Origin of the sequence: Variovorax paradoxus (assembly GCF_022009635.1) — a bacterium.
Classification (GTDB): domain Bacteria; phylum Pseudomonadota; class Gammaproteobacteria; order Burkholderiales; family Burkholderiaceae_C; genus Variovorax.
In genome coordinates this window covers 2,037,511-2,061,456 of record NZ_CP091716.1, presented here as the reverse complement: position 1 = coordinate 2,061,456, position 23,946 = coordinate 2,037,511, and the positions used below count along the sequence as shown (strand labels likewise).

The 23,946-nt window shown below is 66.8% G+C and carries 23 protein-coding genes; 17 read left to right on the top strand and 6 right to left on the bottom strand.

The genetic code is table 11. The features are described from left to right. The first annotated feature begins 27 nt into the window (after positions 1 to 27). Entirely contained in the window at positions 28 to 261 is a 234-nt protein-coding gene (rpmB, locus tag L3V85_RS09635) for a 50S ribosomal protein L28 (RefSeq protein WP_081265743.1), read from the top strand. Between the two features lie 11 nt (positions 262 to 272). Continuing rightward, positions 273 to 446, top strand: coding sequence for a 50S ribosomal protein L33 (gene rpmG / locus L3V85_RS09630; protein WP_007830291.1), 174 nt, complete (start codon positions 273 to 275; stop codon positions 444 to 446). Between the two features lie 162 nt (positions 447 to 608). On the opposite strand, the gene L3V85_RS09625 is transcribed toward rpmG, so the two are convergent. The 3 genes from L3V85_RS09625 to L3V85_RS09615 form a co-directional block, all read right to left on the bottom strand. Next, the gene (locus L3V85_RS09625) at positions 609 to 1,823 is read right to left on the bottom strand and encodes a DesA family fatty acid desaturase (RefSeq protein ID WP_237679088.1); all 1,215 of its coding nucleotides are present in this window, start codon (positions 1,821 to 1,823) and stop codon (positions 609 to 611) included. 132 nt (positions 1,824 to 1,955) lie between these two features. After that, positions 1,956 to 3,227 carry an RsmB/NOP family class I SAM-dependent RNA methyltransferase gene (locus tag L3V85_RS09620; protein ID WP_237679087.1) on the bottom strand — a complete coding sequence of 424 codons (1,272 nt, stop codon included), beginning with the start codon at positions 3,225 to 3,227 and terminating at the stop codon, positions 1,956 to 1,958. Positions 3,228 to 3,268: 41 nt separating this feature from the next. After that, positions 3,269 to 5,122, bottom strand: coding sequence for a M48 family metallopeptidase (locus tag L3V85_RS09615; RefSeq protein WP_237679086.1), 1,854 nt, complete (start codon positions 5,120 to 5,122; stop codon positions 3,269 to 3,271). A gap of 50 nt (positions 5,123 to 5,172) precedes the next feature. Between L3V85_RS09615 and L3V85_RS09610 the strand changes: the two genes are divergently transcribed. Then, positions 5,173 to 5,409 carry a DUF1653 domain-containing protein gene (locus L3V85_RS09610; protein ID WP_237679085.1) on the top strand — a complete coding sequence of 79 codons (237 nt, stop codon included), beginning with the start codon at positions 5,173 to 5,175 and terminating at the stop codon, positions 5,407 to 5,409. 40 nt (positions 5,410 to 5,449) lie between these two features. On the opposite strand, the gene L3V85_RS09605 is transcribed toward L3V85_RS09610, so the two are convergent. Beyond that, the gene (locus L3V85_RS09605; protein ID WP_237679084.1) at positions 5,450 to 5,776 is read right to left on the bottom strand and encodes an I78 family peptidase inhibitor; all 327 of its coding nucleotides are present in this window, start codon (positions 5,774 to 5,776) and stop codon (positions 5,450 to 5,452) included. Between the two features lie 36 nt (positions 5,777 to 5,812). Continuing rightward, complete coding sequence (purN, locus tag L3V85_RS09600; RefSeq protein WP_237679083.1) at positions 5,813 to 6,409, bottom strand: phosphoribosylglycinamide formyltransferase; 597 nt, start codon at positions 6,407 to 6,409, stop codon at positions 5,813 to 5,815. A gap of 129 nt (positions 6,410 to 6,538) precedes the next feature. On the opposite strand from purN, the gene L3V85_RS09595 reads away from it, so the two are divergent. The 4 genes from L3V85_RS09595 to L3V85_RS09580 all read left to right on the top strand — a co-directional run bounded on the left by L3V85_RS09595 (position 6,539) and on the right by L3V85_RS09580 (position 11,152). After that, the gene (locus L3V85_RS09595) at positions 6,539 to 7,720 is read left to right on the top strand and encodes an acyl-CoA dehydrogenase family protein (protein WP_237679082.1); all 1,182 of its coding nucleotides are present in this window, start codon (positions 6,539 to 6,541) and stop codon (positions 7,718 to 7,720) included. A 12-nt stretch (positions 7,721 to 7,732) separates the two neighbouring features. Next, complete coding sequence (locus L3V85_RS09590; RefSeq protein WP_237679081.1) at positions 7,733 to 8,848, top strand: acyl-CoA dehydrogenase family protein; 1,116 nt, start codon at positions 7,733 to 7,735, stop codon at positions 8,846 to 8,848. A gap of 128 nt (positions 8,849 to 8,976) precedes the next feature. Continuing rightward, entirely contained in the window at positions 8,977 to 10,344 is a 1,368-nt protein-coding gene (locus L3V85_RS09585) for an alpha/beta fold hydrolase (RefSeq protein ID WP_237679080.1), read from the top strand. A 13-nt stretch (positions 10,345 to 10,357) separates the two neighbouring features. Continuing rightward, on the top strand, positions 10,358 to 11,152 hold the full coding sequence (locus tag L3V85_RS09580; RefSeq protein WP_237679079.1) for an enoyl-CoA hydratase: 795 nt from the start codon (positions 10,358 to 10,360) through the stop codon (positions 11,150 to 11,152). Here L3V85_RS09580 and L3V85_RS09575 read toward each other — a convergent pair. Continuing rightward, on the bottom strand, positions 11,149 to 11,709 hold the full coding sequence (locus tag L3V85_RS09575; protein ID WP_093245882.1) for an HNH endonuclease: 561 nt from the start codon (positions 11,707 to 11,709) through the stop codon (positions 11,149 to 11,151). The two genes, L3V85_RS09580 and L3V85_RS09575, sit on opposite strands and share 4 nt — an antisense overlap. Positions 11,710 to 11,875: 166 nt before the next feature. Here L3V85_RS09575 and L3V85_RS09570 point away from each other — a divergent pair, with 166 nt between their 5' ends. The 10 genes from L3V85_RS09570 (at position 11,876) to L3V85_RS09525 (ending at position 23,938) form a co-directional block, all read left to right on the top strand. Further along, the gene (locus L3V85_RS09570) at positions 11,876 to 12,913 is read left to right on the top strand and encodes a bifunctional riboflavin kinase/FAD synthetase (RefSeq protein WP_237679078.1); all 1,038 of its coding nucleotides are present in this window, start codon (positions 11,876 to 11,878) and stop codon (positions 12,911 to 12,913) included. Positions 12,914 to 13,046: 133 nt separating this feature from the next. After that, entirely contained in the window at positions 13,047 to 15,896 is a 2,850-nt protein-coding gene (gene ileS / locus L3V85_RS09565) for an isoleucine--tRNA ligase (protein ID WP_237679077.1), read from the top strand. After that, positions 15,896 to 16,408: a signal peptidase II gene (lspA, locus tag L3V85_RS09560; protein ID WP_237679076.1), complete on the top strand. Its 513-nt coding sequence runs from the start codon at positions 15,896 to 15,898 to the stop codon at positions 16,406 to 16,408. The genes ileS and lspA overlap by 1 nt, the downstream gene beginning before the upstream one ends. Before the next feature lie 148 nt (positions 16,409 to 16,556). After that, positions 16,557 to 17,576 (top strand): LacI family DNA-binding transcriptional regulator, encoded by a 1,020-nt coding sequence (locus L3V85_RS09555; RefSeq protein ID WP_237679075.1) that lies wholly within the window; start codon positions 16,557 to 16,559, stop codon positions 17,574 to 17,576. A gap of 43 nt (positions 17,577 to 17,619) precedes the next feature. Next, complete coding sequence (locus L3V85_RS09550) at positions 17,620 to 18,630, top strand: ABC transporter substrate-binding protein (RefSeq protein ID WP_237679074.1); 1,011 nt, start codon at positions 17,620 to 17,622, stop codon at positions 18,628 to 18,630. Between the two features lie 15 nt (positions 18,631 to 18,645). Beyond that, positions 18,646 to 19,476, top strand: a complete 831-nt coding sequence (locus L3V85_RS09545) for an ABC transporter permease (RefSeq protein ID WP_237679073.1) — start codon at positions 18,646 to 18,648, stop codon at positions 19,474 to 19,476. Between the two features lie 18 nt (positions 19,477 to 19,494). After that, entirely contained in the window at positions 19,495 to 20,298 is an 804-nt protein-coding gene (locus L3V85_RS09540) for an ABC transporter permease (protein WP_237679072.1), read from the top strand. After that, a complete protein-coding gene (locus tag L3V85_RS09535; protein ID WP_237679071.1) occupies positions 20,288 to 21,352 on the top strand; it encodes an ABC transporter ATP-binding protein in 1,065 nt (354 codons plus the stop codon). Before L3V85_RS09540 ends, L3V85_RS09535 begins: the two co-directional genes overlap by 11 nt. Next, a complete protein-coding gene (locus L3V85_RS09530) occupies positions 21,349 to 22,212 on the top strand; it encodes a phosphodiesterase (protein WP_237679070.1) in 864 nt (287 codons plus the stop codon). The genes L3V85_RS09535 and L3V85_RS09530 overlap by 4 nt, the downstream gene beginning before the upstream one ends. A 64-nt stretch (positions 22,213 to 22,276) precedes the next feature. Next, positions 22,277 to 23,938 carry a Na/Pi cotransporter family protein gene (locus tag L3V85_RS09525; RefSeq protein ID WP_237679069.1) on the top strand — a complete coding sequence of 554 codons (1,662 nt, stop codon included), beginning with the start codon at positions 22,277 to 22,279 and terminating at the stop codon, positions 23,936 to 23,938. Positions 23,939 to 23,946 lie beyond the last annotated feature (8 nt).

Below are 23,946 nucleotides of genomic sequence, written 5' to 3'. Positions count from 1 at the left end.
GCCAGCTGTTCAAGAAAGAGTGTCCACATGGCACGCGTATGCGACGTAACGGGCAAAGGCCCGATGGTCGGAAACAACGTTTCCCACGCCAACAACAAAACCAAGCGCCGGTTCCTGCCGAACCTGCAATACCGCCGTTTCTGGGTCGAGACTGAAAACCGCTGGGTTCGCCTGCGCGTTTCGAGCGCCGCGCTGCGCCTGATCGACAAGAACGGTATCGACTCCGTGCTCGCAGACCTGCGCGCACGCGGCCAAGCTTAAGGAGCTGAATCATGGCAACGAGCAAAGGCGGACGCGAAAAGATCAAGCTGGAATCCACCGCGGGTACCGGCCACTTTTACACGACCAGCAAGAACAAGAAGACGATGCCTGAAAAGATGTCGATCATGAAGTTCGACCCCAAGGCGCGCAAGCATGTCGAATACAAGGAAATCAAGCTGAAGTAATTCAGCCCTGGTTTTCCAAAACAAAAACCCGCTGCTTACCCAGCGGGTTTTTTGTTGCCTGTCGATTTGCGATGCGATGGCGCAAGACCACCACCGGCAAAAAACGACGGACACAAAAAAGCCGACCCTGAGGCCGGCTTTTTGATTTGAGCACGGAAGCTATTAAGCGCGTGCTGCGCGCAGGCGCGTAGAGAAATCACGCAGGCCGGCGATACCGCTGGCCTCTGCCCGATGGCACCAGGCCGCCAGATCGGCCGCCAGCTGCTCGCGCGACTGCGAGGTGTTCAACCAAAGCTGGCGCAGCTCTTCGCGCATCGTGACCATCTTGTCCAGCACCGGGTGAGCGGCACGAGCCTGCGAGACGTGCGTGCGGGCCGATGCAGGCACTTTGTCGTCGTCGCGGTGCAGCCAGCGCTTGGCGGCCTTGAGCACCGACAGATCGGCGCCCTTGGTCTTCAGCGTTTCCAGTTCCTGGCTGGTGGCACGGCGCATTTCGCGCGCATAACCGGCCATGACTTCGTAACGATTGGCGATTACCGCCTCGAGCGTCTTTTCGTTGGCCACGGGCTGGATATCGCCCATCAGCATCTTCGGCGGCACCTTCTTGACCTTGGCCCAGCCCAGCTTCTGCAGCGCCTGGATGTAGATCCAGCCGATGTCGAACTCGTACTTCTTGACCGAGAACTTGGCCGAGGTCGGGTAGGTGTGATGGTTGTTGTGCAACTCTTCGCCACCGATGATCAGGCCCCAGGGCATGATGTTGCGGCTGGCGTCGGGCGCCTCGAAGTTGCGGTAGCCCCAGTAGTGGCCGATGCCGTTGATGATGCCGGCGGCGGTGATGGGGATCCACAGCATCTGGACAGCCCACACGGCCATGCCGAGCGTGCCGAACAGCGCCAGGTTCAGGATCAGCATGAGGCCCACGCCTTGCCAGCTGTAGCGCGAATACAGGTTGCGCTCGATCCAGTCATCGGGCGTGCCGTGACCGTAGCGCTCCATCGTTTCCTTGTTCTTGGATTCGGCGCGATAGAGTTCGGCGCCGCGCCAGAGCACTTCGTCGATACCCTTGACCTGCGGGCTGTGCGGGTCGTCCTGAGTTTCGCACTTGGCGTGGTGCTTGCGGTGAATGGCAACCCATTCCTTCGTCACCATGCCGGTGCCGATCCAGAGCCAGAAACGGAAGAAATGCGAGGGAATCGGGCCCAGGTCCATGGCCCGGTGCGTTTGCGTCCGGTGCAGGAAGATGGTGACCGCGGCAATCGTGATGTGCGTGGTGACGAGCGTGTACAGCACGACTTGCCACCATGCGATGTCCCACAGGCCGTGTCCGAGCCATTCGATGGCCGCATTCAGAACGGCGGAGTCAGGAAGCAACATTGAGTCAGGTACTCCATGGCCACACGAAGGTGCAGCCTTCAGATAACCCGCGATTTTAAAGGGGAGGGCCTAGAACAAGCCCTTTAAACCTTCAAGAAATGCGCAGATTAACCCTAGTTTGGAGTGCAATCCCTATTTGCGGTTCCACACGGCGGCGAAGAAACCGTCGGTCGCATGGCGGTGCGGCCAGAGCCGCAGATAGCGCCGACCACCCTCCCCGCCAGCGCACAGGGCCTCGAAACCCTCGACTTTGAGGCCCTGCAGCAGTTCCGCGGCGTCCACGGGCACGAAATCGGGGTTCGCGGCGCCAAAAGCCTCCGCAATGGCCTCGTTTTCCTCCGGCAGCACGCTGCACGTGGCGTAAACCAGACGTCCGCCCGATTTCACCAGCCGCGCCGCGCTTTGCAGGATGGCTGTCTGCTTGACCGTCAATTCCTCGACCGCCTTGGCCGATTGGCGCCATTTCAGGTCCGGATTGCGCCGCAGCGTACCCAGTCCCGAGCACGGCGCATCGACCAGCACGCGGTCGATCTTGCCCGCCAGACGCTTGATCCGGTCGTCGCGCTCATGGGCGATCGCGGCCGGATGCACGTTCGACAGCTTGCTGCGCGCCAGCCGCGGCTTGAGCGCGTCGAGCCGGTGGGCCGAGGTGTCGAAGGCGTAGAGCCGGCCGGTGTTACGCATGGTCGCGCCGATGGCCAGCGTCTTGCCGCCGGCGCCGGCGCAGAAATCGACCACCATTTCGCCGCGTTTGGCGTCCAGCAACAGCGCCAGCAATTGCGAGCCTTCGTCCTGCACCTCGATGGCGCCGCGGGCAAAGGCGTCCAGCTTGGTCAGCGCCGGCTTGCCCTCGATGCGCAAGCCCCAGGGCGAGAACGGCGTGACTTCCGATTTGATGGCCGCCTTCGCAAGCTCGACCTTCACATCGGCGCGCTTGTCGGTCAGCGCATTGACGCGCAAATCAAGCGGTGCCGGCTGCTGCAGGCTCTCGACCAGCGGCCAGAAACCGTCGCCCAGCTGCGCCTTGAGCGGCGCGACCAGCCACTCGGGCAGGTTGTGGCGATGGCGCTCGAGCAGGTCGTCGGGCTTCACCGCGTCGCAGTTGTCGAGCCAGCGCTTTTCGGTGTCGTTGAGCGCGCTCTTCAGGAAATCGCGCGGGCCATAGAAACCGAGGATCGCCATGCGGCGCTCCTTGGAACCGGTGCCCGAAGGCGAAAGATGGTCGAACAGCAGCTTCTTGCGAAGCACGGTGTAGACGGTCTCGGCGAGCGCCGCGCGCTCGCGCGGGCCGAACTCGCGGTGGTCGCGGAAAAACCGCGAAACGACCTGGTCGGCCGGGTGATCGAATTTCAGGACAAGGCCGACCAGATCGGCGGTGGCCTCCAACAGGGCTTTGGGATGCATCCCCCGATTGTCTCAGCCAGCCGGCCCGGCGGTCCGAAGGGCTATGCGGTGCGTGCCCAGACCGCCCCGAAAGCCTCGCGCTCGATGTCTTCCAGCGTCGGCGAATGGCCCGCCCACAGCACCAGCGCGGCACCCGGCAAAGTGAGCGTCTGCTCCAGCTGGCGGCACATGTGCCAGCGGTCCTCGTCGTCCAGTCCTGGCAGCTCGACGAACACGACGTACGCACGGCGCCACGGAAACTCGCGCAGGTTCTTGCGCACCAGCCAGGCCCGCGAGGCGGGAAGGCAGCGCACGAGGTCGGCGCGAAGTTCGCCCAGTTCGTAGTCGTTCAGGTCGTGCCGCGAGATCTGGCTGAAAAACGGCGTTCCCGTGATTTCCTCCCAGGCGCGCGTCTCGGCCTCCTCCGCCTCCTTGAGCCGGCCGCGCCACAGCTTCAGCGCCACCTCGTCGTGCGGCCCGGCATCGGGATCTTCGAGCGAGGCCACGGCGCTTTTGGCAGCCCACCAGCGGCTGGCCGCGCCGGAGCCATGCAGCCGCTCGAGCACCACCAGCCGTGCCGCGCGGTCGGTCGCCGGCAGCATCTGGACCAGCCCGCGCAGTGCGCCGGGGTGCTCGGGCGCGATCCGCAGCGCGCTCTCGTAGCGGGTTCGCACCGGCGCGGACGGGTTGAGCCGGCGCTCGGAATCGGCCCATTCGACCATTTCGTCCGGCGTGTTGCGCTCACCGCGCGCGGCCAGCACCCCGATACGTTCGCGGATACGCGAGCGGTGCGCATGGTGCTGCTTCCAGTCGGCGGCGTGGGCACGGCACCAGCGGTTGTCGAAATACTCGATCCATTTCTTCCGGTCGGCCAGCAACTCCAGCGCCGGGCGCACCGACCATTCGGGCAAGGCCGCCTTCTGGTCGAGGGCTTCGAGCCGGTCGCGCAGGACCGGGTGGGTGTCCTCCAGATCGCTGACGCGGCGCATCGCCTCGCGCAGCGCCTGGCGCGCGAAGTCGTCGGCCGGCGGCGTGCGCACCCGCTTGCGCAGGGCAGCGAACGGACCGGGCGGCTGCGGCTCGTGCTCGGCGCGCGCCCAGTGCCACGGCCAGAATTCGTTGGCGTACCAGCTGCCCTTGATCGCGATCTCGGTCAGCGCTGCGGCCGCCACCGAAGTGCCCAGCAGCCGGCCGGAGATGCGGTCGGCCTCGTATTCGTCCTGTCGGGCGAGCGCGAAGGTCTTGGCCGCGAAGCGCGGAAAGTACCAGCGAAAGAAGGCTTGCGAGACCAGCGCCATCACGCCCTCGTCGCGCTGCAGGCTGGCATCGAGCTTGAGCCACGACAGCCGCGTGCGATAGATCCAGGCGCTCAGCTTGCCGTGGTTGCCGCGCAGGTGGCCGTATTCGTGCGCCAGCACCGACAGCAGGCGCCGCCGGTCCAGCATCATCAGGAGCGGCAGGCCGATGTTCAGCGAATTGACCGCACCGCCGAACAGCCCGAAACGGGGCACCTGGCGGATGCTGGCGTTGAATTCGTCGTCTAGGTAAACGTGATGGACCGGCGGCCCCTTGATCCTGGCGCGGATGCGGTCGAGCGCCTCGAAGAGCGCGGGCGCGTCGTCGCGCTGCAGTTCCACGCCCTCGGGCTCGTCGAAGCGCACCCACAGCGCGCGCATCGTGGCCCAGAGCAGGCCGCCCGCAAACAGCAGCAGCCAGCCGCGCGTGAAGGTGAAGCGCTCTTCCCGGATCGGCAGCAGCACCCAGGCGATGAGGCCCACCGCGAGCGCCAGGCAGCCGAGCACCCACAGGTAGCCGAGCGCGGCAAAAGCCGCCACGCTGCGTCGATAGCGCGCACTGTCGTCCGCGCTGGCATGCTCGCTCAGTCGAACCAGGTGAACAAAATCAGCGCGATCCATCCGACTCCCGTCAAATCAAGCCACGACAGTTTTTGAAGAAAGAAGCCCCGTTGAACAACGAAGACAACCTGCCTCCCCTGATCGAAACACCTCTCGGTCGCTACCGCCACTACAAGGGCGGCGAATACGAGGTGCTCGGCACCGTTCGCCACAGCGAGACCCTGGAACCGATGACGCTGTACCGCGCCTTGTACGGAGCCCACGGTCTCTGGGTTCGCCCTGCCGCCATGTTCGGCGAAACCGTCGAGATCGACGGCGTCACGCGGCAGAGATTCACTCCGATCTAGTCAGAGCCGGCCCGCCCTGGGCCGCCGCTGACGAAGCGCGTCAGCCGCAGCGGACCTCGGTCACGCGGTTGCGCGCGTCGACATCGAGGTTCAGGCGTCCGCCGTTGAGTTCCATCGTCGCTGCCTCGCCGGGCTTCAGCACCCGCACCACGCCGGCGCCGGCGCGCACGCGGGCAGCGGCTTCCAGCTGCGGCGTCAGCGGCTGGCCGACCGCGAAGCGCGCGCCATCGGCATTGCACTGGTAGACCGGTTCCGGCGGGGGCACCGGCGCGGCGGGTGCCGGGGCGGGCGCGGGGGCCGGGGCGGCGCAGCCTGCGAGCAGAGCAACGGCGCCGGCAACGGTCAGCAGCAGCGATTTGGTTTTCACTTCGAACTCCCCAAAACCCGCGAATATAAAACAACTTTAAGGGTTGTGACGCGATGTATCAGCCAGCCATTCGGCGATCGCTCGTGGATACAACAAGTGCTCCTGCGCCAGCACCCGGCCGGCCAGGGAGGCTGCCGTATCGCCCGGCAGCACGGGCACCACGGCCTGCGCCAGGATCGGGCCATGGTCGAGTTCGGTCGTTACCTGGTGCACGGTCACGCCGGCCACCTTGCAGCCAGCCTCGATGGCGCGCTGGTGCGTGTGGAGCCCCGGAAACGCGGGCAGCAGCGAGGGGTGGATGTTCACCAGCCGTCCGGCATAGCGCCCGACGAAGCCCGGCGTCAGGATGCGCATGAACCCGGCCAGCACCACCAGTGCGGGCGAGTGCGCGTCCACCACTGTCGCCAGGGCCTCGTCGAAAGCCTCGCGGGTCGCGAATTCCTTGTGCGGAACCACGGCGGTGTCGATGCCGTGCGACCGGGCGATGGCCAGCCCGCCGGCATCGGCCTTGTTGCTGACGACCGCGGCAATGCGGGCGCCGAAGCGCTCGGCCCAGCGGTCGCGCTCGGCGGCGCGCACGATGGCCGCCATGTTGGAGCCGCCGCCGGAGATCAGGATCACGATGTTCTTCATGGGAGGCGGGATTATCCGCGCGGCACTTGTCGCAACGCGGACACCGATTCACAGCACGACCGTGCTAAAACTCACGACTCCGGAGACACACCGCGTCTGCGGTGAACCGATCAACACAGCGAGGCACGCATGGATTTGAGCTTCACACCCGAAGAACAGAAGTTCCGCGAAGAGGTTCGCGCCTGGGTCAAAGAAAACCTTCCCCAAGAGATTTCACACAAGGTGCACAACGCGCTCGAGCTGACGCGCGACGATTTGCAAGGCTGGGCCAAGATCCTCGGCAAGAAGGGCTGGCTGGGTTACGGCTGGCCCAAGGAATTCGGCGGCCCCGGCTGGACCGCCGTGCAGCGCCACCTGTTCGAGGAAGAAACCGCGCTGGCCGGCGCGCCGCGCATCGTGCCGTTCGGCCCCGTGATGGTCGCACCGGTGATCATGGCCTTCGGCAACGCCGAGCAGCAGAAGCGCTTCCTCCCGGGCATCGCCAGCGGCGAAGTCTGGTGGAGCCAGGGCTACAGCGAACCGGGCTCGGGTTCCGACCTCGCTTCGGTCAAGACCAAGGCAGAGCGCAAAGGCGACAAATACATCGTCAACGGCCAGAAGACCTGGACCACGCTCGGCCAGTACGGCGACTGGATGTTCAACCTCGTGCGCACCAGCAACGAAGGCAAGCCCCAGACTGGCATCAGCTTCCTGCTGCTCGACATGAAGTCGCCTGGCGTCACCGTGCGCCCGATCAAGCTGCTCGACGGCGGCCATGAAGTGAACGAGGTGTTCTTCGACAACGTCGAAGTGCCCGCCGAGAACCTGATCGGCGAAGAGAACAAGGGCTGGACCTACGCCAAGCACCTGCTCTCGCACGAGCGCACCAACATCGCCGACGTGAACCGCGCCAAACGCGAACTCGAGCGCCTCAAGCGCATCGCCAAGAGCGAAGGCGTGTACGAAGACCAGCGCTTCCGCGACGAGATCGCCAAGCTCGAAGTCGACATCGTCGCCCTGGAGATGATGGTGCTGCGCGTGCTGTCGGCCGCCACCTCGGGCAAGAACTCGCTGGACGTGGCGGGCCTGCTGAAGATCCGCGGCAGCGAGATCCAGCAGCGCTACAGCGAACTGATGATGCTGGCCGGCGGCGCCTACTCGCTGCCACTGATCCGCGAGGCGATGGAAGCCGGCTGGCAAGGCAACTTCCCGGGCGGCAACCCGGCGCTCGCGCCGCTGACGTCGACCTTCTTCAACATGCGCAAGACCACCATCTACGGTGGCTCGAACGAAGTGCAACGCAACATCGTCGCGCAGACGGTTCTGGGCTGAGGAGACACGAACATGGATTTCAATTTTTCCGACGACCAGGAACAACTGCGCGACGCCGTTCGCAAGTGGGTCGACAAGGGCTATGACTTCGAGCGCCGCCGCGGCATCGAAGCCAAGGGCGGCTTCTCGCGCGAAGCCTGGGACGAGCTGGCCGAACTCGGCCTGGGCGGCCTGTACATCAGCGAGGACAACGGCGGCCTGGGCATGGGCCCGGTGGCCGGCATGGTCGTCATGGAAGAGCTGGGCCGCGGCATCGTGCTGGAGCCCTTCGCGCAGACGCTGATCGCCGGTGCGGTGCTCAACGGCTACGCCGGCACCGATATCCAGAACGGCTGGCTGCCGCGCATCGCCGGTGGCCAGGCCATCGTGGTGCTGGCGTACCAGGAGCGCAAGGCGCGCTACCGCCTGGACGTGTGCGACGCCCATGCCGCGAAGAACGGCAACGGCTGGTCGTTGAACGGCGCCAAGAGCGTGGTGCCGGTGGGCGACGAAGCCGATGCCTACCTGGTGCCCGCCAAGGTCGACGGCAAGATCGCCCTCTTCCTGGTCGAGCGCAGCGCCAGCGGCGTCGAAGCGCGCGGCTACGGCACGCAGGACGGCTCCCGTGCCGCCGAAGTCGTGTTCGACAAGGCCGACGCCACGCTGGTCACGCTCGACGGCCTGGCAGCGCTCGAATACGCGGTGGATGTCGGCATTGCCGCCACCTGCGCCGAGGCAGTGGGCGTGATGGACAAGACCGTGGCCCTCACCGTGGAATACCTGAACCAGCGCAAGCAGTTCGGCGTGGTCATCTCCAGCTTCCAGGCGCTGCGCCATCGCGTCGCCGACATGAAGATGCAGCTCGAACTCGCGCGCTCGATGAGCTACTACGCGACGCTCAAGCTCAACGCCCCGGCGGAAGAACGCCGCCAGGCGCTGGCGCGCGCCAAGTACCAGCTGGGTACGTCGATGCGCTACGTGGCCGCCAACTCGGTGCAGCTGCACGGCGGCATCGGGGTGACCGACGAATACATCGGCAGCCACTACTTCCGCAAGCTCACGCAGCTCGAGCTGACCTTCGGCGACACCTTGCACCACCTGGGCGAAGTGTCGGCCCGCATGCAGGACACCGCCGGCGTCTTCGCATAACGACAACAGCGGCGGCACCCGCGGCCCGGCAAAGCCGGTTTCACAGTGTTCCGCTAGCATCCGGCAACGCCCGCCCGCTCTTGCGCCGGCGGGCGTTTTCACGTGCACTCCAGCCCCAGGACCGAAACATGCAATCCCGCCGCACCCTTCTAGCCATGGCCGTCATCGGGACAGCCGCCACCGCCATGCTGACCGCCTGCGCCACCTCTTCACCCACCTCGCCGTCGTATGCGGAGCGGCCGCCGATCGTGTTCGTGCACGGCAACGGCGACTCGGCCGCGCTCTGGCAGACGACGATCTGGCGTTTCGAGTCGAACGGCTGGCCGGCCGACCGGCTCTTCGCCTTCGACCAGCCGAACCCGCTCGCGCGCGACGACGACGCCGTGGCCCAGCCCGGACGCAGTTCGACGGCCGAGTCGGCGGCGTTCCTCAAGGCCCAGGTCGACAAGGTGCTGAAGGACACGGGCGCCGCCAAGGTGGTGCTGATCGGCAATTCGCGCGGCGGCAACACCATTCGCAACTACGTGCAGAACGGCGGCGGCGCGGCCGTGGTGAGCCATGTGGTGCTGGGCGGCAACCCCGCGCACGGCATCTGGGCGGTGAAGGGCTTCCGGGAGAACAACGAGTTCTCGGGTCTCTCGGGCTTCATGCGGCAGCTCAATGCGCCGAAGGGGCCGAACGGAGAGGAAGTCACGCCGGGCGTGAAGTGGATGACCCTGCGCTCCGACAACAACGACAAGTACGCGCAGCCCGACGGCACATGGATCGGCGCTCCCGGCAAGCCGACCAACATCGGCTTCGACGGCCCCGCGCTCAAGGGCGCGACCAATGTCGTGCTGCCGCGCGTGGACCACCGCGAGACTTCTTTCTCGCCTGCGGCATTCGCGGCGACATGGCAATTCCTGACCGGAGAAGCGCCGCGCACCACCGCCGTGGCGCCGGACACGAAGGTTGTGCTCGACGGCCGTGCGCTCGGCGCCGAAAACCTCGCACTGAACGGCGCGCAGGTAACGGTCCATGCCGTGGACCCGGCAACCGGCGTACGGCGCGGCGAGGCCGTGCACACCAAGACGGTCGGAGCAGACGGCCGCTGGGGCCCGTTCAACGCACGCGGCGACACCGCCTATGAATTCGTCCTGAGCGCACCGGGCTACGGCACCACGCACATCTATCGCAGCCCGTTCCCGCGCAGCGGCAGCTTCGTGCACCTGCGACCGGAGCGCATCATGCCGGCCGACAACGGCGCGAGCTCGGTCGTCGTCTTCACGCGCCCGCGCGGCTACTTCGACGCCCAGCGGGACACCATGCGCTTCGACGGCAAGAGCCCGCCGCCGGGCGTGCCGCCCAAGGGCGCGGGTGTCGCCACGTCCCGGCTGCGCCTGGAAGGCGGCGGCGCGCCGCGCGCGGTGACCGGCGAGTTCAACGGCGAGCGCATCACCGGCCTGACGTGGCCCGCCGCGCAGGAGCACGTGACCGTGCTCGAGCTGACCAACTGAGGAGGCATTCGCCATGACCGACACCGCCGCCCCCTTCGTGCTGCACTCGCGCGACGCGCGCGGCGTGGTCACGCTGACGCTGAACCGCCCGGCCTCGTTCAACGCCCTCTCGGAAGGCATGCTGGGCGCGCTGGAACAGGCGCTCGGCGACATAGCGGCCGACGAAAGCGTGCGCGCCGTCGTCATCGCGGCGGCGGGCAAGGCCTTCTGCGCCGGCCATGACCTGAAGGAAATGCGCGCCGAACCCTCGCTCGGCTACTACCAGCAGCTGTTCGAGCGCTGCGGCGCGATGATGCTGTCGATCCAGAAGCTCGAGGTGCCGGTGATCGCCCGCGTGCACGGCATCGCGACCGCGGCGGGCTGCCAGCTGGTCGCCATATGCGACCTGGCGGTGGCGTCGAGCGAGGCCCGCTTCGCTGTCAGCGGCGTCAACGTGGGGCTGTTCTGCGCCACGCCGAGCGTCACGCTCTCGCGCAATCTCGGGCGCAAGGAAGCCTTCGAGATGCTCGTGACCGGGGAATTCATCGGCGCGGAGGAAGCGCGTGAAAAGGGGCTGGTCAACCGTGTGGCAGCACCCGCCGAACTCGACGCCGCCGTCGAGGCGCTGGTGGCCAGCATCGTCGCCAAGCCCCGCAAGGCACTGGCGCTGGGCAAGGCTCTCTTCTACCGCCAGCTCGAAACCGGCATCGAAGCCGCGCTGGCCGACGCCAGCCAGACCATGGCCTGCAACATGATGGACGAAAGCGCGCTGGAAGGCGTTCAGGCCTTCATCGAGAAGCGGCCGCCTTCCTGGAAGCGATCAAGCTAGGTGTCGTGCAGCCGCGAGCTTTGCGGCAGGTGCGCCATCAGGAACTCCATCTGGTCGGCCAGGATGCGCCTGTTGCGCAGGATGAAGTCTTCCCAGAGGCTGGGCACGTACGGTGCGTAAAGCAGCGGCATGTTGGCCTGCTCGGGCGTGCGGCTGCTCTTGCGGTGGTTGCACGGCTTACAGGCCGTGACCACGTTCATCCAGGTGTCGATGCCCTTCTGGGCAAAGGGAATGATGTGCTCCCGCGTGAGCTCGTCTTCATGGAAATGACCGCCGCAATAAGCGCAGACATTGCGGTCGCGCGAGAACAGCTTGCTGTTGGTCAGCCCCGGCCGCTGCGTGAAGGGATTGATGCGCGGCACGCCCTTGGTGCCGATGATGCTGTTGATCGCGATCTGCGATTGCTCGCCCGTGATGGCGTTGTGGCCGCCACGGAACACGGCCACCTGCGCGCCCACCTCCCAGCGAACTTCGTCCGCCGCATAGTGGATCACCGCCTGTTCCAGCGAAATCCATGACTGGGGCAGCCCTTGGGCCGACAGCTTCAAGACCTTCACACACGCCTCCTCGAAAAGGGAGAGAACACGGAAAGACCAGGGACACGGAGCGCGTTGGAGACCCACGCCAATCAACGCACTGCGTCACAATATACCGGCTTTGTGACAAATCGGCCTGATTCGCCCATTTGACGGGCGAAAGGCGCTATCAAAAAGATACTCACCGATGCAGGTTTTTCGCGGCTTCCGGCACCCGGGCGTAGCCCCCGCCTGCGCCCTCACCATTGGCAATTTCGACGGCGTGCACCGTGGCCACCAGGCCATGCTCGCGCTTTTGCAGACCGAGGCCCGCCAGCGCGGGCTGCCGAGCTGCGTGCTCACCTTCGAGCCCCATCCGCGCGATTATTTCGCCGCGCTCACCAAGAAACCTGACTTGGCGCCGGCGCGCATCGGCACGCTGCGCGACAAGCTCAGCGAGCTGGCCGCCTGCGGCGTGGCGCAGACCATCGTGCTGCCCTTCGACAACCGGCTGGCCTCGCAGACGCCGGAAGAATTCATCCAGAACGTGCTGGTCGACGGTCTGGGCGCGCGCTACGTGCTGGTGGGCGACGATTTCCGCTTCGGCGCCAAGCGGGCCGGCGACTACGCCATGCTCGACGCGGCCGGCGACGCCCGCGGCTTCGACGTGGCGCGCATGAACAGCTACGAAGTGCACGGCCTGCGGGTTTCCAGCTCCGCCGTGCGCGAGGCGCTGGCCGAGGGCCGCATGGCCGACGCCCAGACGCTGCTCGGGCGGCCCTACACGATCTCCGGCCACGTGGTCCACGGCCGCAAGCTCGGCCGCGCGCTGGGCGCCTCGGCGCCGGGGCTGGACGACGGCTTTCGCACCCTCAACCTGCGCTTCAAGCACTGGAAGCCGGCCGCCAGCGGCATCTTCGCGGTGTTGGTCCACGGGCTGGCCGACCAGCCGCTGCCGGGCGTGGCGAACCTGGGCGTGCGCCCCTCGCTGGACGCCAACGACGTCAACGGCGGGCGGGTCCTGCTGGAAACCCATTGCCTGGAGTGGCCCTCGCATCTGGGAACCGAAGGGGCCTACGGTAAAATCGTCCGCGTGGAACTCCTGCACAAACTGCACGACGAATTGCGCTACACCAGCCTCGAGGCCCTCACAGCGGGCATCGCGAAGGATGGGCGCGACGCGCGCGCGTTCTTTGCGTCCACCCACGCCGAAACCCACCGCCAGACCACGCGCGACCGAATTTAGCCCTGCACGCCCCGTGCTGCCGCCCTTCGACAAGCTCAGGGCGAACGGCTATATCTTCCGCACCGACACGCTTCATGCAGTTCGGGCTGAGCCTGTCGAAGCCCCCTAGAAGCCTTCCGCTTCGCACCCCAACATGTCTGACGCCGCTTCCACCAAAGATTACCGTTCCACGCTGAACCTGCCCGACACCCCCTTCCCGATGCGCGGCGACCTGCCCAAGCGCGAACCGGGCTGGGTGAAGGAATGGAACGACGAAGGCCGCTACCACCGCCTGCGCGACGCCCGCCACGGCGCGCCCAAGTTCATCCTGCACGACGGCCCGCCGTACGCCAACGGCCAGATCCACATGGGCCACGCGGTGAACAAGATCCTCAAGGACATGATCACCAAGGCGCGCCAGCTCGAAGGCTACGACGCGCTCTACGTGCCCGGCTGGGACTGCCACGGCCTGCCGATCGAGAACGCCATCGAAAAGCAGTTCGGCCGCAACCTGAGCCGCGACGAGATGCAGGCCAAGAGCCGCGCCTTCGCCACCGGGCAGATCGCCCAGCAGATGGCCGACTTCCAGCGCCTGGGCGTGCTGGGCGAATGGGACCATCCCTACAAGACCATGGACTTCGCCAATGAGGCCGGCGAGCTGCGCGCGTTCAAGCGCGTGATCGAGCGCGGCTTCGTCTACCGCGGCCTCAAGCCCGTGTACTGGTGCTTCGACTGCGGCTCCTCGCTGGCCGAATTCGAGATCGAATACGCCGACAAGAAGAGCCAGACCATCGACGTCGCCTTCAAGGCGCACGAGCGCGAGAAGGTGCTCAAGGCCTTCGGCACCGACCACACGATCCTGGGCGACATCTTCGCGGTGATCTGGACCACCACCGCCTGGACCATCCCCGCCAACCAGGCGATCAACCTCAACCCCGAGCTCGAGTACTCGCTGGTTGACACCGAGCGCGGCCTGCTGATCCTGGCCAACTCGCTGGTCGAGATGTGCATGACGCGCTATGCGCTCGACGGCAAGGTGCTGGCCACGGTCAAGGGCGAGAAGCTCGGCGGCCTCGAATTCGAGCATCCGCTTTACGACGTGGACGCCGGCTACAAGCGCCTGTCGCCCATCTACCTGGCCGACTACGCCACCGCCACCGACGGCACGGGCCTGGTGCACTCCTCGCCCGCCTACGGCGTGGACGACTTCAACTCCTGCATCGCCCACGGCGTGGCGTACGACGACATCCTGAACCCGGTGCAGGGCAACGGCAGCTATGCGCCCGACTTCCCGCTGTTCGGCGGCCAGAACATCTGGAAGGCCGTGCCGGTCATCGTCGCCGCGCTGCGCGACGCCAACCGCCTGCTGACCACCGAGACCATCACCCACAGCTACCCGCACTGCTGGCGCCACAAGACGCCGGTGATCTACCGCGCCGCGGCGCAGTGGTTCGTGCGCATGGACGAGGGCGAAGGCGTGTTCACCAAGGACAAGGCGCCCAAGACGCTGCGCCAGACCGCGCTCGACGCCATCGAGCAGACCAGCTTCTACCCCGAGAACGGCAAGGCGCGCCTGCACGACATGATCGCCGGCCGCCCCGACTGGTGCATCAGCCGCCAGCGCAGCTGGGGCGTGCCGATCCCGTTCTTCCTGCACAAGGATTCGGGCGAGCTGCATCCGCGCACCATGGAAATCCTCGACCAGGCCGCCGACATCGTCGAAAAAGGCGGCATCGAGGCCTGGAGCCGCGTCACGGTCGAGGAAATCCTCGGCGCCGAAGACGCACCGCACTACACCAAGAGCACCGACATCCTCGAGGTCTGGTTCGACTCCGGCTCGACCTTCTCCCACGTGCTGCGCGGCACGCACCCCACGGTCCACCACGACACAGGGCCCGAAGCCGACCTGTACCTCGAAGGCCACGACCAGCACCGCGGCTGGTTCCACTCGTCGCTGCTCATCGCCTGCGCGCTGGAAGACCGCGCGCCCTACCGCGGCCTGCTGACGCACGGCTTCACGGTGGATGCCAAGGGCATCAAGATGAGCAAGTCGCTCAAGAACGGCATCGACCCGCAGGAAATCAGCAACAAGCTGGGCTCGGAAATCATCCGCCTGTGGGTGGCCGCGAGCGACTATTCAGGCGACATCGCCGGCGACGACAAGATCCTCGCCCGCGTGGTCGACGCCTACCGCCGCATCCGCAACACGCTGCGCTTCCTGCTCGCGAACACCAGCGACTTCGACATCGAGAAAGACGGCGTGCCGCTCGACCAGCTGTTCGAGATCGACCGCTATGCGCTGTCGCGCGCCGCGCAGTTCCAGGCCGAGATCCTCGCGCACTACAAGGTGTACGAATTCCACCCGGTGGTTGCCAAGCTGCAGATCTACTGCTCGGAAGACCTGGGCGGCTTCTACCTCGACATCCTGAAAGACCGCCTCTACACGACGGCCCCGGGCTCGCTGGCACGGCGCAGCGCGCAGACGGCGCTGTGGCACATCTCGCAAGCCATGCTGCGCTGGATGGCGCCGTTCCTGAGCTTCACGGCCGAAGAGGCCTGGAAGTTCGTGGGCACCGGCAAGCCGGGCGAATCGATCTTCACGCAGACCTACAGCAAGTTCGACGCGCCCGACGAGGCCCTGCTCGCCAAGTGGAACCGCATCCGCGAGATCCGCGACGTGGTGAACAAGGACATCGAGGCCGTGCGCGCCGAAGGCAAGGTCGGCTCGTCGCTGCAAGCCAACCTGCAGCTGACGGCCCCCGCCGACGACTTCGCGCTGCTGGGCTCGCTGGGCGAGGACCTGAAGTTCGTCTTCATCACCTCGGCCATCGCGCTGGCCGCAGGCGAGGCGTTGTCGACGGTGGTGACGCCGAGCGCCGCGCAGAAGTGCGAACGCTGCTGGCACTACCGTGACGACGTGGGCCACGACGCAGCCCATCCGACGATCTGCGGTCGTTGCACGAGCAACCTGTTCGGCGCCGGCGAATCGCGGAGCTTTGCCTGATGGCCGCCGCCCGCTCCATGTCGGCCTCGCGCTCGCGCGGCGGCAGCATCTGGCCTTGGCTCGGGCTGGCGGTGATCATCGTGATCATCGACCAGTTCACCAAGACACTGATCCTGGGCTACTACAAGCTCGGCGACGCGACCTACGTGACGAGCTTCTTCAACGTCGTGCGCGCGCACAACACGGGGGCGGCGTTCTCGTTCCTCGCGGACCACTCGGGCTGGCAGCGCTGGCTGTTCACCGCCATCGGCGTGGGAGCGGCGGTGTTCATCGTGTGGATGCTGAAGTCGCACGCGGGGCAGAAGCTGTTTTCGTTCTCCATGGCCTGCATCCTGGGCGGCGCCGTGGGCAACGTGGTCGACCGGATGATGCACGGCTACGTGGTCGACTTCCTGAGCTTCCACGCCGGCAACTGGTACTTCCCGGCGTTCAATGCCGCGGACAGCGCGATCACTCTCGGGGCCATCTGCCTGATCCTGGACGAGATCCGGCGGGTTCGCCGGGGCAAGTAGGTTTTCTCAGGGGCCCCGCGGGGCCCCTTCTTCTTTGGGTCCGTCCACCCTCGCCAAAGCCCTTCGGGTTTCTCCCCGCTTTCGAGCAATGTCATAACAAAGTCATACTGCGGCGCTCCAATGTAATCGATTACATGAACACCGCACGATGAGCATTCAAGCCGTTGCAGCCAAAGCCGGGGTCTCCGTGGCCACCGTCTCGCGCGCATTCAACTTTCCCGACAAGGTCACGCCCGCCACCCGCGAGCTGGTGGAGCGCGTGGCGCGGGAGCTCAACTACCTGCCGAACGCCAGCGCGCGCACCCTGCGCACGCAACGCAGCCGCGTGCTCGGCATCGTGCTGCCCACGCTGCTGAACCCGACCTTCGCCGAATGCCTGCAGGGCATCGCGCGCGCCGCCGTCGCGGGCGGCTACGCGATCATTCCCGTCACCACGGGCTACCGACTCGACGAAGAAGAGCGCGCTGTCCACCTGCTCCTGGCGGGCAACGTCGACGGACTGATCCTCGTGGTGTCCAACCCCTCCACCTCGGCCACGCTGCCCCGGCTCCAGGCCGCCGGCGTGCCCTATGTGCTGGCCTACAACCGCCATGCGGAGCATCCCTGCGTGTCTGTCGACAGCGAAGGCGCGGTGGCCGATGCGGTCACGCGGCTGGTGCTGCTGGGGCACCGGCGCATCGCCATGGTCAGCGGCACGCTGGCCGCGTCCGACCGCGCGCAGCAGCGCTACCGCGGCTACCTCAAGGGCATGGCCGACACCGGGCTCGACGTGCTGCCGTTGATCGAAGTGCCCTTCGTCGAGACCGCCATCGACGCGCTCTCCGCCCAACTGCGGGTGCGCCAACGCCCTACCGCGCTGATCTGCTCGAACGACCTGCTGGCCATCCGCAGCATCCGCGCCGCGCACCTCAGCGGCCTGTCGGTGCCCGACGACCTCAGCGTCGTCGGCTTCGATGGCATCGCGCTCGGCGAAGACCTCACGCCCGCGCTCACCACCATCGCGCAGCCCAACAGCGACATCGGCCGCCAAAGCGTCGAGCTGCTGATCCAGGCCATTGCCGGCGGCACCACGCTGCAGGCCGATTCGAGCCTGCTGCTTCCCCATGCCTTCCGAGACGGCGAGTCGTGCGCTTCGGCGCGCGAAGACAACAACGCCGCGACTTACTGACCTCAACCCTCGTTCTCCGACTCATCCTTCAAGGAGTTCCCGCATGTCCTCTCGCTTCCATCGCCTGGCCCGCCTGGGCCTGCTCGCCGCCACGCTCGCCGCCGGCAGCGCCATGGCCCAGACCGCCATCTGCTACAACTGCCCGACCGAATGGGCAGACTGGGGCACCCAGCTGAAGGCCATCAAGGCCAAGACCGGCGTCACCGTGCCGCCGGACAACAAGAACTCGGGCCAGTCTCTCGCGCAGATGGCGGCCGAAAAAGCCAGCCCCGTGGCCGACGTCACCTACCTGGGCGTGACCTTCGCGGTGCAGGCCGCCAAGGACGGCCTGGTCGAGCCCTACAAGCCCGCCGCCTGGAAAGACATTCCCGACGGCCTGAAGGACCCGGCCGGCAACTGGTTCACCATCCATTCGGGCACGCTCGGCTTCATGGTCAACGTCGACGCGCTCAAGGGCAAGCCGGTTCCCAAGTCGTGGGCCGACCTGCTCAAGCCCGAATACAAGGGCCTGATCGGCTATCTCGACCCGGCCTCGGCCTTCGTCGGCTACGTCGGCGCGGTCGCGGTGAATGAAGCGCGCGGCGGCACGCTCGACAACTTCAAGCCGGCCATCGACTACTTCAAGGCGCTGCAGAAGAACGAGCCGATCGTGCCGAAGCAGACCTCGTACGCGCGCGTGCTGTCGGGCGAAATCGCGATCCTGCTCGACTACGACTTCAACGCCTACCGCGCCAAGTACAAGGACAAGGCCAACGTCGCGTTCGTGATCCCGAGCGAAGGCACGCTGGCCGTGCCCTACGTGATGAGCCTTGTGGCCAAGGCCCCGCACGCGGCGGACGCCAAGAAGGTGCTCGACTTCACGCTGTCCGACGAAGGCCAGGCCATCTGGGCCAAGGCTTATCTGCGGCCGGTGCGCGCCAGCGCGATGCCCAAGGAAATCGAAGCCCAGTTCCTGCCCGCCAGCGAATACGCCCGCGCCAAGAGCGTGGACTACGGCCGCATGGCCGCCGCGCAGAAGGCCTTCTCCGACGAGTACCTGAAGGAAGTGCGCTGACCCGCACTGCATGAGATGACGCAAGCCACCACCTCCAACGCCTGGAACCCACGCTGGCGCCTGCTGGCCTGCGTCGCGCCCGCGGTCGCGTTCTTCGCGGCCTTCTGGCTGTTGCCGGTGGTGCGCCTGCTGACACTGCCGGCGGACAAGGGCTGGGCCACCTATTTCGCCGTGCTCACCGATTCGCGCTACCTCGCGAGCATGGCCAACACGGTCGTGCTCTCCATCGCAGTCACGCTCGCCACGCTGGTGCTGGGCGCTGCGGTGGGCATCTACCTGGCGCGCCATGCCTTCGTCGGCAAGCGCGTGCTGCTGTCGCTGCTCACGCTGCCGCTGTCGTTTCCGGGCGTGATCATCGGCTTCTTCGTGATCCTGCTGGGCGGGCGGCAAGGCGTGGTCGCGGACCTGAGCGACAGCCTGTTCGGCCAGCGCATCACCTTCGCCTACGGCCTGCTCGGGCTGTTCCTGGCGTACCTCTATTTCTCGCTGCCGCGCGCCATTGCCACCTACACCGCGGCGGCCGAGTCGATGAACACGCAGCTCGAGGAAGCCGCGCGTTCGCTCGGCGCCTCGCGGCTGCGCGTGGCGCGCGACGTGTGGATGCCCGAACTGGCGCCTACCACGCTGGCCTGCGGCGCGATCCTGTTCGCCACGTCCATGGGCGCCTTCGGCACCGCCTTCACGCTGGCCAGCAAGTTCGAGGTCATTCCCATCACCATCTACAACGAGTTCACCAACTACGCCAACTTCGCGCTCGCCGCGTCGCTGTCGATCTCGCTGGGCCTCGTGACCTGGCTGGTGCTGTTCGTGGCGCGCCGCTTCGGCGCGAACCCCGTCGCGCGCTGAGGCACAGGCACAGCCACCATGCAAAGAAAAAACACCCAGGCCAAGGCGCCCTTCCTGCTCGCGGTCACGCTGATCGTGAGCCTCTTCATGATCGCGCCGATGCTGCTGTCGGTCATGGCGGGCCTAGTCAACAACTACAGCGTCGGGCTCAAGAGCGGCTTCACGCTGCGCTGGCTCGGCGAGGTGTGGGAAAACTATGGCGGCACCGTCGGCTGGTCGCTGGCACTGGCCGTGGCCTGCGTGATCGGCACGGTGCTCATCGGCGTGCCCTGCGCCTATGCGCTCGCGCGCAGCCGCTCGCGCGCCGCGCGCATCTTCGAGGAGCTGCTGACGCTGCCCGTCGCGGTGCCGGGCCTGGCCACGGCGCTCGCGCTGATCCTCGCCTACGGCCAGCTCACCGCCTTCCGCCAGAGCTTCGCGTTCATCCTCGTGGGCCACATCGTCTTCACGCTGCCTTTCATGGTGCGCACCGTCAGCTCGGCCTTCGAGCGCGACGACCTGCTCGCGCTCGAGGAAGCCGCTCGCTCGCTGGGCGCGAATTTCCGCCAGCGCTTCATGGGCATCCTGGTGCCGGCCGTGTTCCCCGCCATCGTGGCCGGTAGCCTGATGGTGTTCACGCTCTCGGTCGGCGAATTCAACCTCACCTGGATGCTGCACACGCCGCTCACGCGCACGCTGCCGGTGGGGCTGGCCGACAGCTATGCCTCGATGCGCATCGAGATCGGATCGGCCTACACGCTGGTCTTCTTCGCCGTGATCCTTCCGGTGCTGTGGGCCCTGCAGTACCTTGCCAACCTGATGCAGAAACGCCATGGAACTTGAACGCATCCCCATCGACATCGCCAACTGCGCAAAAACCTATGCCGACGGCACGCGCGGCCTGCAGCCCACCGACCTGCGCGTGGAAGCCGGCGAAGTGCTGGCGCTGCTCGGGCCTTCGGGCTGCGGCAAGACCACGCTGCTGCGGCTGATCGCCGGGCTGGAATCGCCCGATGCGGGCAGCCGCATCGTGTTCGGCGACCAGGACGTGACGCAGCGCCCGGTCGAGCACCGCGGCGTGGGCATGGTGTTCCAGAGCTACGCCCTCTTTCCGCAGATGACGGTGGCGGCCAACATCGGCTATGGCCTGCGCATTCGCGGCGTATCGCCCGAAGAGGAGAAGCGCAGCGTGGGCGAACTGGTCGACCTGGTGCGCCTGGGCGGCCTGGAGAACAAGCGTCCCGCCGAGCTTTCGGGCGGCCAGCGCCAGCGGGTGGCGCTGGCGCGCGCCGTGGCGGTGCGTCCGCGCGTGCTGCTGCTCGACGAGCCGCTGGCCGCGCTCGACGCCAAGCTCAAGGAATCGCTGCGCGACGAGCTGGCGGAGCTGCTGCGCCGGCTGCACATCACGGCCATCCACGTCACGCACGACCAGCAGGAAGCGCTGGCCATTGCCGACCGCCTCGCGGTGATGCGCGCCGGCCGCATCGTGCAGGTGGGCCGCGGCGAAGACCTGTATCGCGCGCCCTCCCACCCCTTCGTGGCCGAGTTCCTGGGCCGGGTCAACCGGCTGGAGCGCAAGGCCGACGCCATCGCGCAGGGCGTTGTCCGGCTCGGCGGAACGACCCTGCCCTGCCCGCCCGCCTGGCGCGACCATGCGACGCTTCTGGTGCGGCCCGAAGACATCGAGGTCGGCACGCCCCAGCTCGACTGGGCCGCCGGCATCGTCGAGCGCCGCACCTTCCTCGGCGACCGCGTGCAGTTGCATCTGCTCGCGCAAGACCAGCCGTTGCTGGTGGCCGACGTGGGGCGCGACCATCCTTTCCAGCCAGGCGACACGGTGGGCTTTCGCATCCACCCCGACCGCCTGATGACGTCGCAGGAGACCTCCAACGCATGACGACATCCACCACACCCCAAGACACCACCTTCCTGGTCCAGCTGACCGACCTGCACATCCGCGAGCCGGGCCGGCTGGCCTATGGCCGCATCGACACCGCGCCGTACCTGGAGCGCGCCGTGCAGTCGGTGCTGGCGCTGCGCCAGCCGCCCGACGCGGTGGTCGTCACCGGCGACCTGACCGACTTTGGCCGCGCCGCCGAATACGAGCACCTCGCGCGCCTGCTGGCCCCGCTAAACATGCCGGTGTACCTGATGCCCGGCAACCACGACGATCGCGACCAGCTGCGCCGCAGCTTCCCCAGCCACGCCTACCTGGGCACGGGCGCCGACACCGACGGCTTCATCCAGTACTCGGTGCGCGTCGGCCCGCTGCGCCTGCTCACGCTCGACACCTGCGTGCCCGGCGCGAGCCACGGCTCGCTGTGCGAGAAGCGCCTGGCATGGCTCGAAGCCCAGCTCGACGCCTGCCAGGGCGAGCCCGTGGTGATCGCCATGCACCACCCGCCCTTCGAGACGCTGATCGGCCACATGGACGAAATCGGCCTGCTCCAGGGCTCGGAAGCGCTCGAGGCGCTGGTCGCGCGCTACCCCAACGTCGAGCGCATCATCTGCGGTCACCTGCACCGCGCCATCGACGTGCGTTTCGGCGGCACCATCGCCTCGACCTCGCCCGCGCAGGCCCACCAGGTCTGCCTCGACCTCGCGCCCGACGCGCCCTCGGCCTGGACGCTGGAACCGCCGGCCTTCCGGGTGCATGCGTGGCTGCCGCGCAACCGCCGGCTGGTGACGCATCTGGCGGCCTCGGGTAGCTTCGAAGGCCCTTATCCTTTCCACGACAACGGGGCGCTTATCGACTGATTCGCTATCTTGTGGAAAATGGGGTCAAAACGAACCAAAACGAAAAGGATAGAACCCGACACCCATGAAGCATCTATTGAACCTGCTGGCGGCAGTCGCATTGCTGGTGTGGGGTACGCACCTTGTCCGTACCGGCGTGCTGCGCGTATTCGGCGCCAACCTGCGCAAGATCCTCGTGCAGAGCATGCGCAACCGCTTCACCGCCGCCCTCTCGGGCATCGGCGTGACCGCCCTGGTGCAATCGAGCACGGCCACCTCCCTCATGACCTCGTCCTTCGTCGGGCAGGGCCTGGTCACGCTGCCGGCGGCGCTGGCGGTGATGCGCGGCGCCGACGTGGGCACCGCGCTGATTTCCGTGCTGTTCTCGGCCGACCTGTCGTGGCTGTCGCCGATGTTCATCTTCGTGGGCGTGGTGCTGTTCATCACGCGCTCGGCCTCGGTGGCGGGGCGCGTGGGGCGGGTGCTGATCGGCCTGGGGCTCATGCTGCTGGCGCTGCAGCTGGTGGTGGAGGCCACCGAGCCGCTGTTCTCCTCGCCCGCCGTGCGCGCGCTGCTGGCCTCGCTCAACAGCGACGTGCTGCTCGAGATCACCATCGGCGCGGTGCTGGCCATCGTTGCCTATTCGAGCCTCGCGGTGGTGCTGCTGGTCGCGGCCATGGCCACCTCGAACGTGGTGCCGCTCGACGTGGCGCTGGGCCTGGTGCTGGGCGCCAACCTCGGCAGCGGCCTGCTGGCGGTGCTGACCACGGCCAAGTCGGCCGTGTCGGTGCGGCAGGTGACGATCGGCAACCTGCTGTTCAAGGCGCTGGGCGTGGCCATCGTGGCGCCCTTCATCGGACTGTGGATCCGCTACGTGCAGCCCGAGCTGCCGAACCAGGCGCACGGCGTGGTGCTCTTCCACCTGGCCTTCAACATCGTCATCAGCGTGGGCTTCATCGGCCTCACCCAATGGGTGGCCAAGCTGGTGACGCGGCTGCTGCCGGTGCCGCAGCAGCCGGCCGGCACCACGCGGCTGCATCACCTCGATCCGTCTGCGCTTTCCACGCCTTCGTTGGCCATCTCGAACGCGGCGCGCGAGGCGCTGCACCAGGCCGACATCGTGGAGACCATGCTGATCGGCACGCTCGACGTGATCCGCCACAACGACCTGCGGCTGGCGCAGGAGCTGCGACAGCTCGACGACACGGTGGACGAGCTGTACTCGGCCATCAAGTACTACATGACGCGCATCTCGCGCGAGGCGCTGGGCGAAGAAGAAAGCCGGCGCTGGACCGACATCATCAGCTTCACGATCAACATGGAGCAGATCGGCGACATCATCGAGCGCGTGATCATCGACATCGAGGACAAGAAGATCAAGCCGCAGCGCAACTTCTCGGAAGCCGGCATGGCCGAGATCGTGGAGCTGCACGGGCGGCTGATCGCCAACCTGCGGCTGAGCATGAGCGTGTTCCTGAACGGCAACGTGCGGGACGCGCAGAAGCTGCTGGAAGAAAAAGTGCGCTTCCGAGACCTGGAGCGCGCCTACGCCACCACCCACCTGGACCGCCTGTCCGACCGGACCACGCTGAGCATCGAGACCAGCTCGCTGCACATCGACCTGATCAGCGACCTGAAGCGGATCAACTCGCACATCTGCTCGATCGCGTATCCGATCCTGGAATCGGCCGGGGCGCTGGCGCCCAGCCGGTTGAAGGAACCCCAGCTAAGCCAGGCGGAGAGCTGACGGCCTCC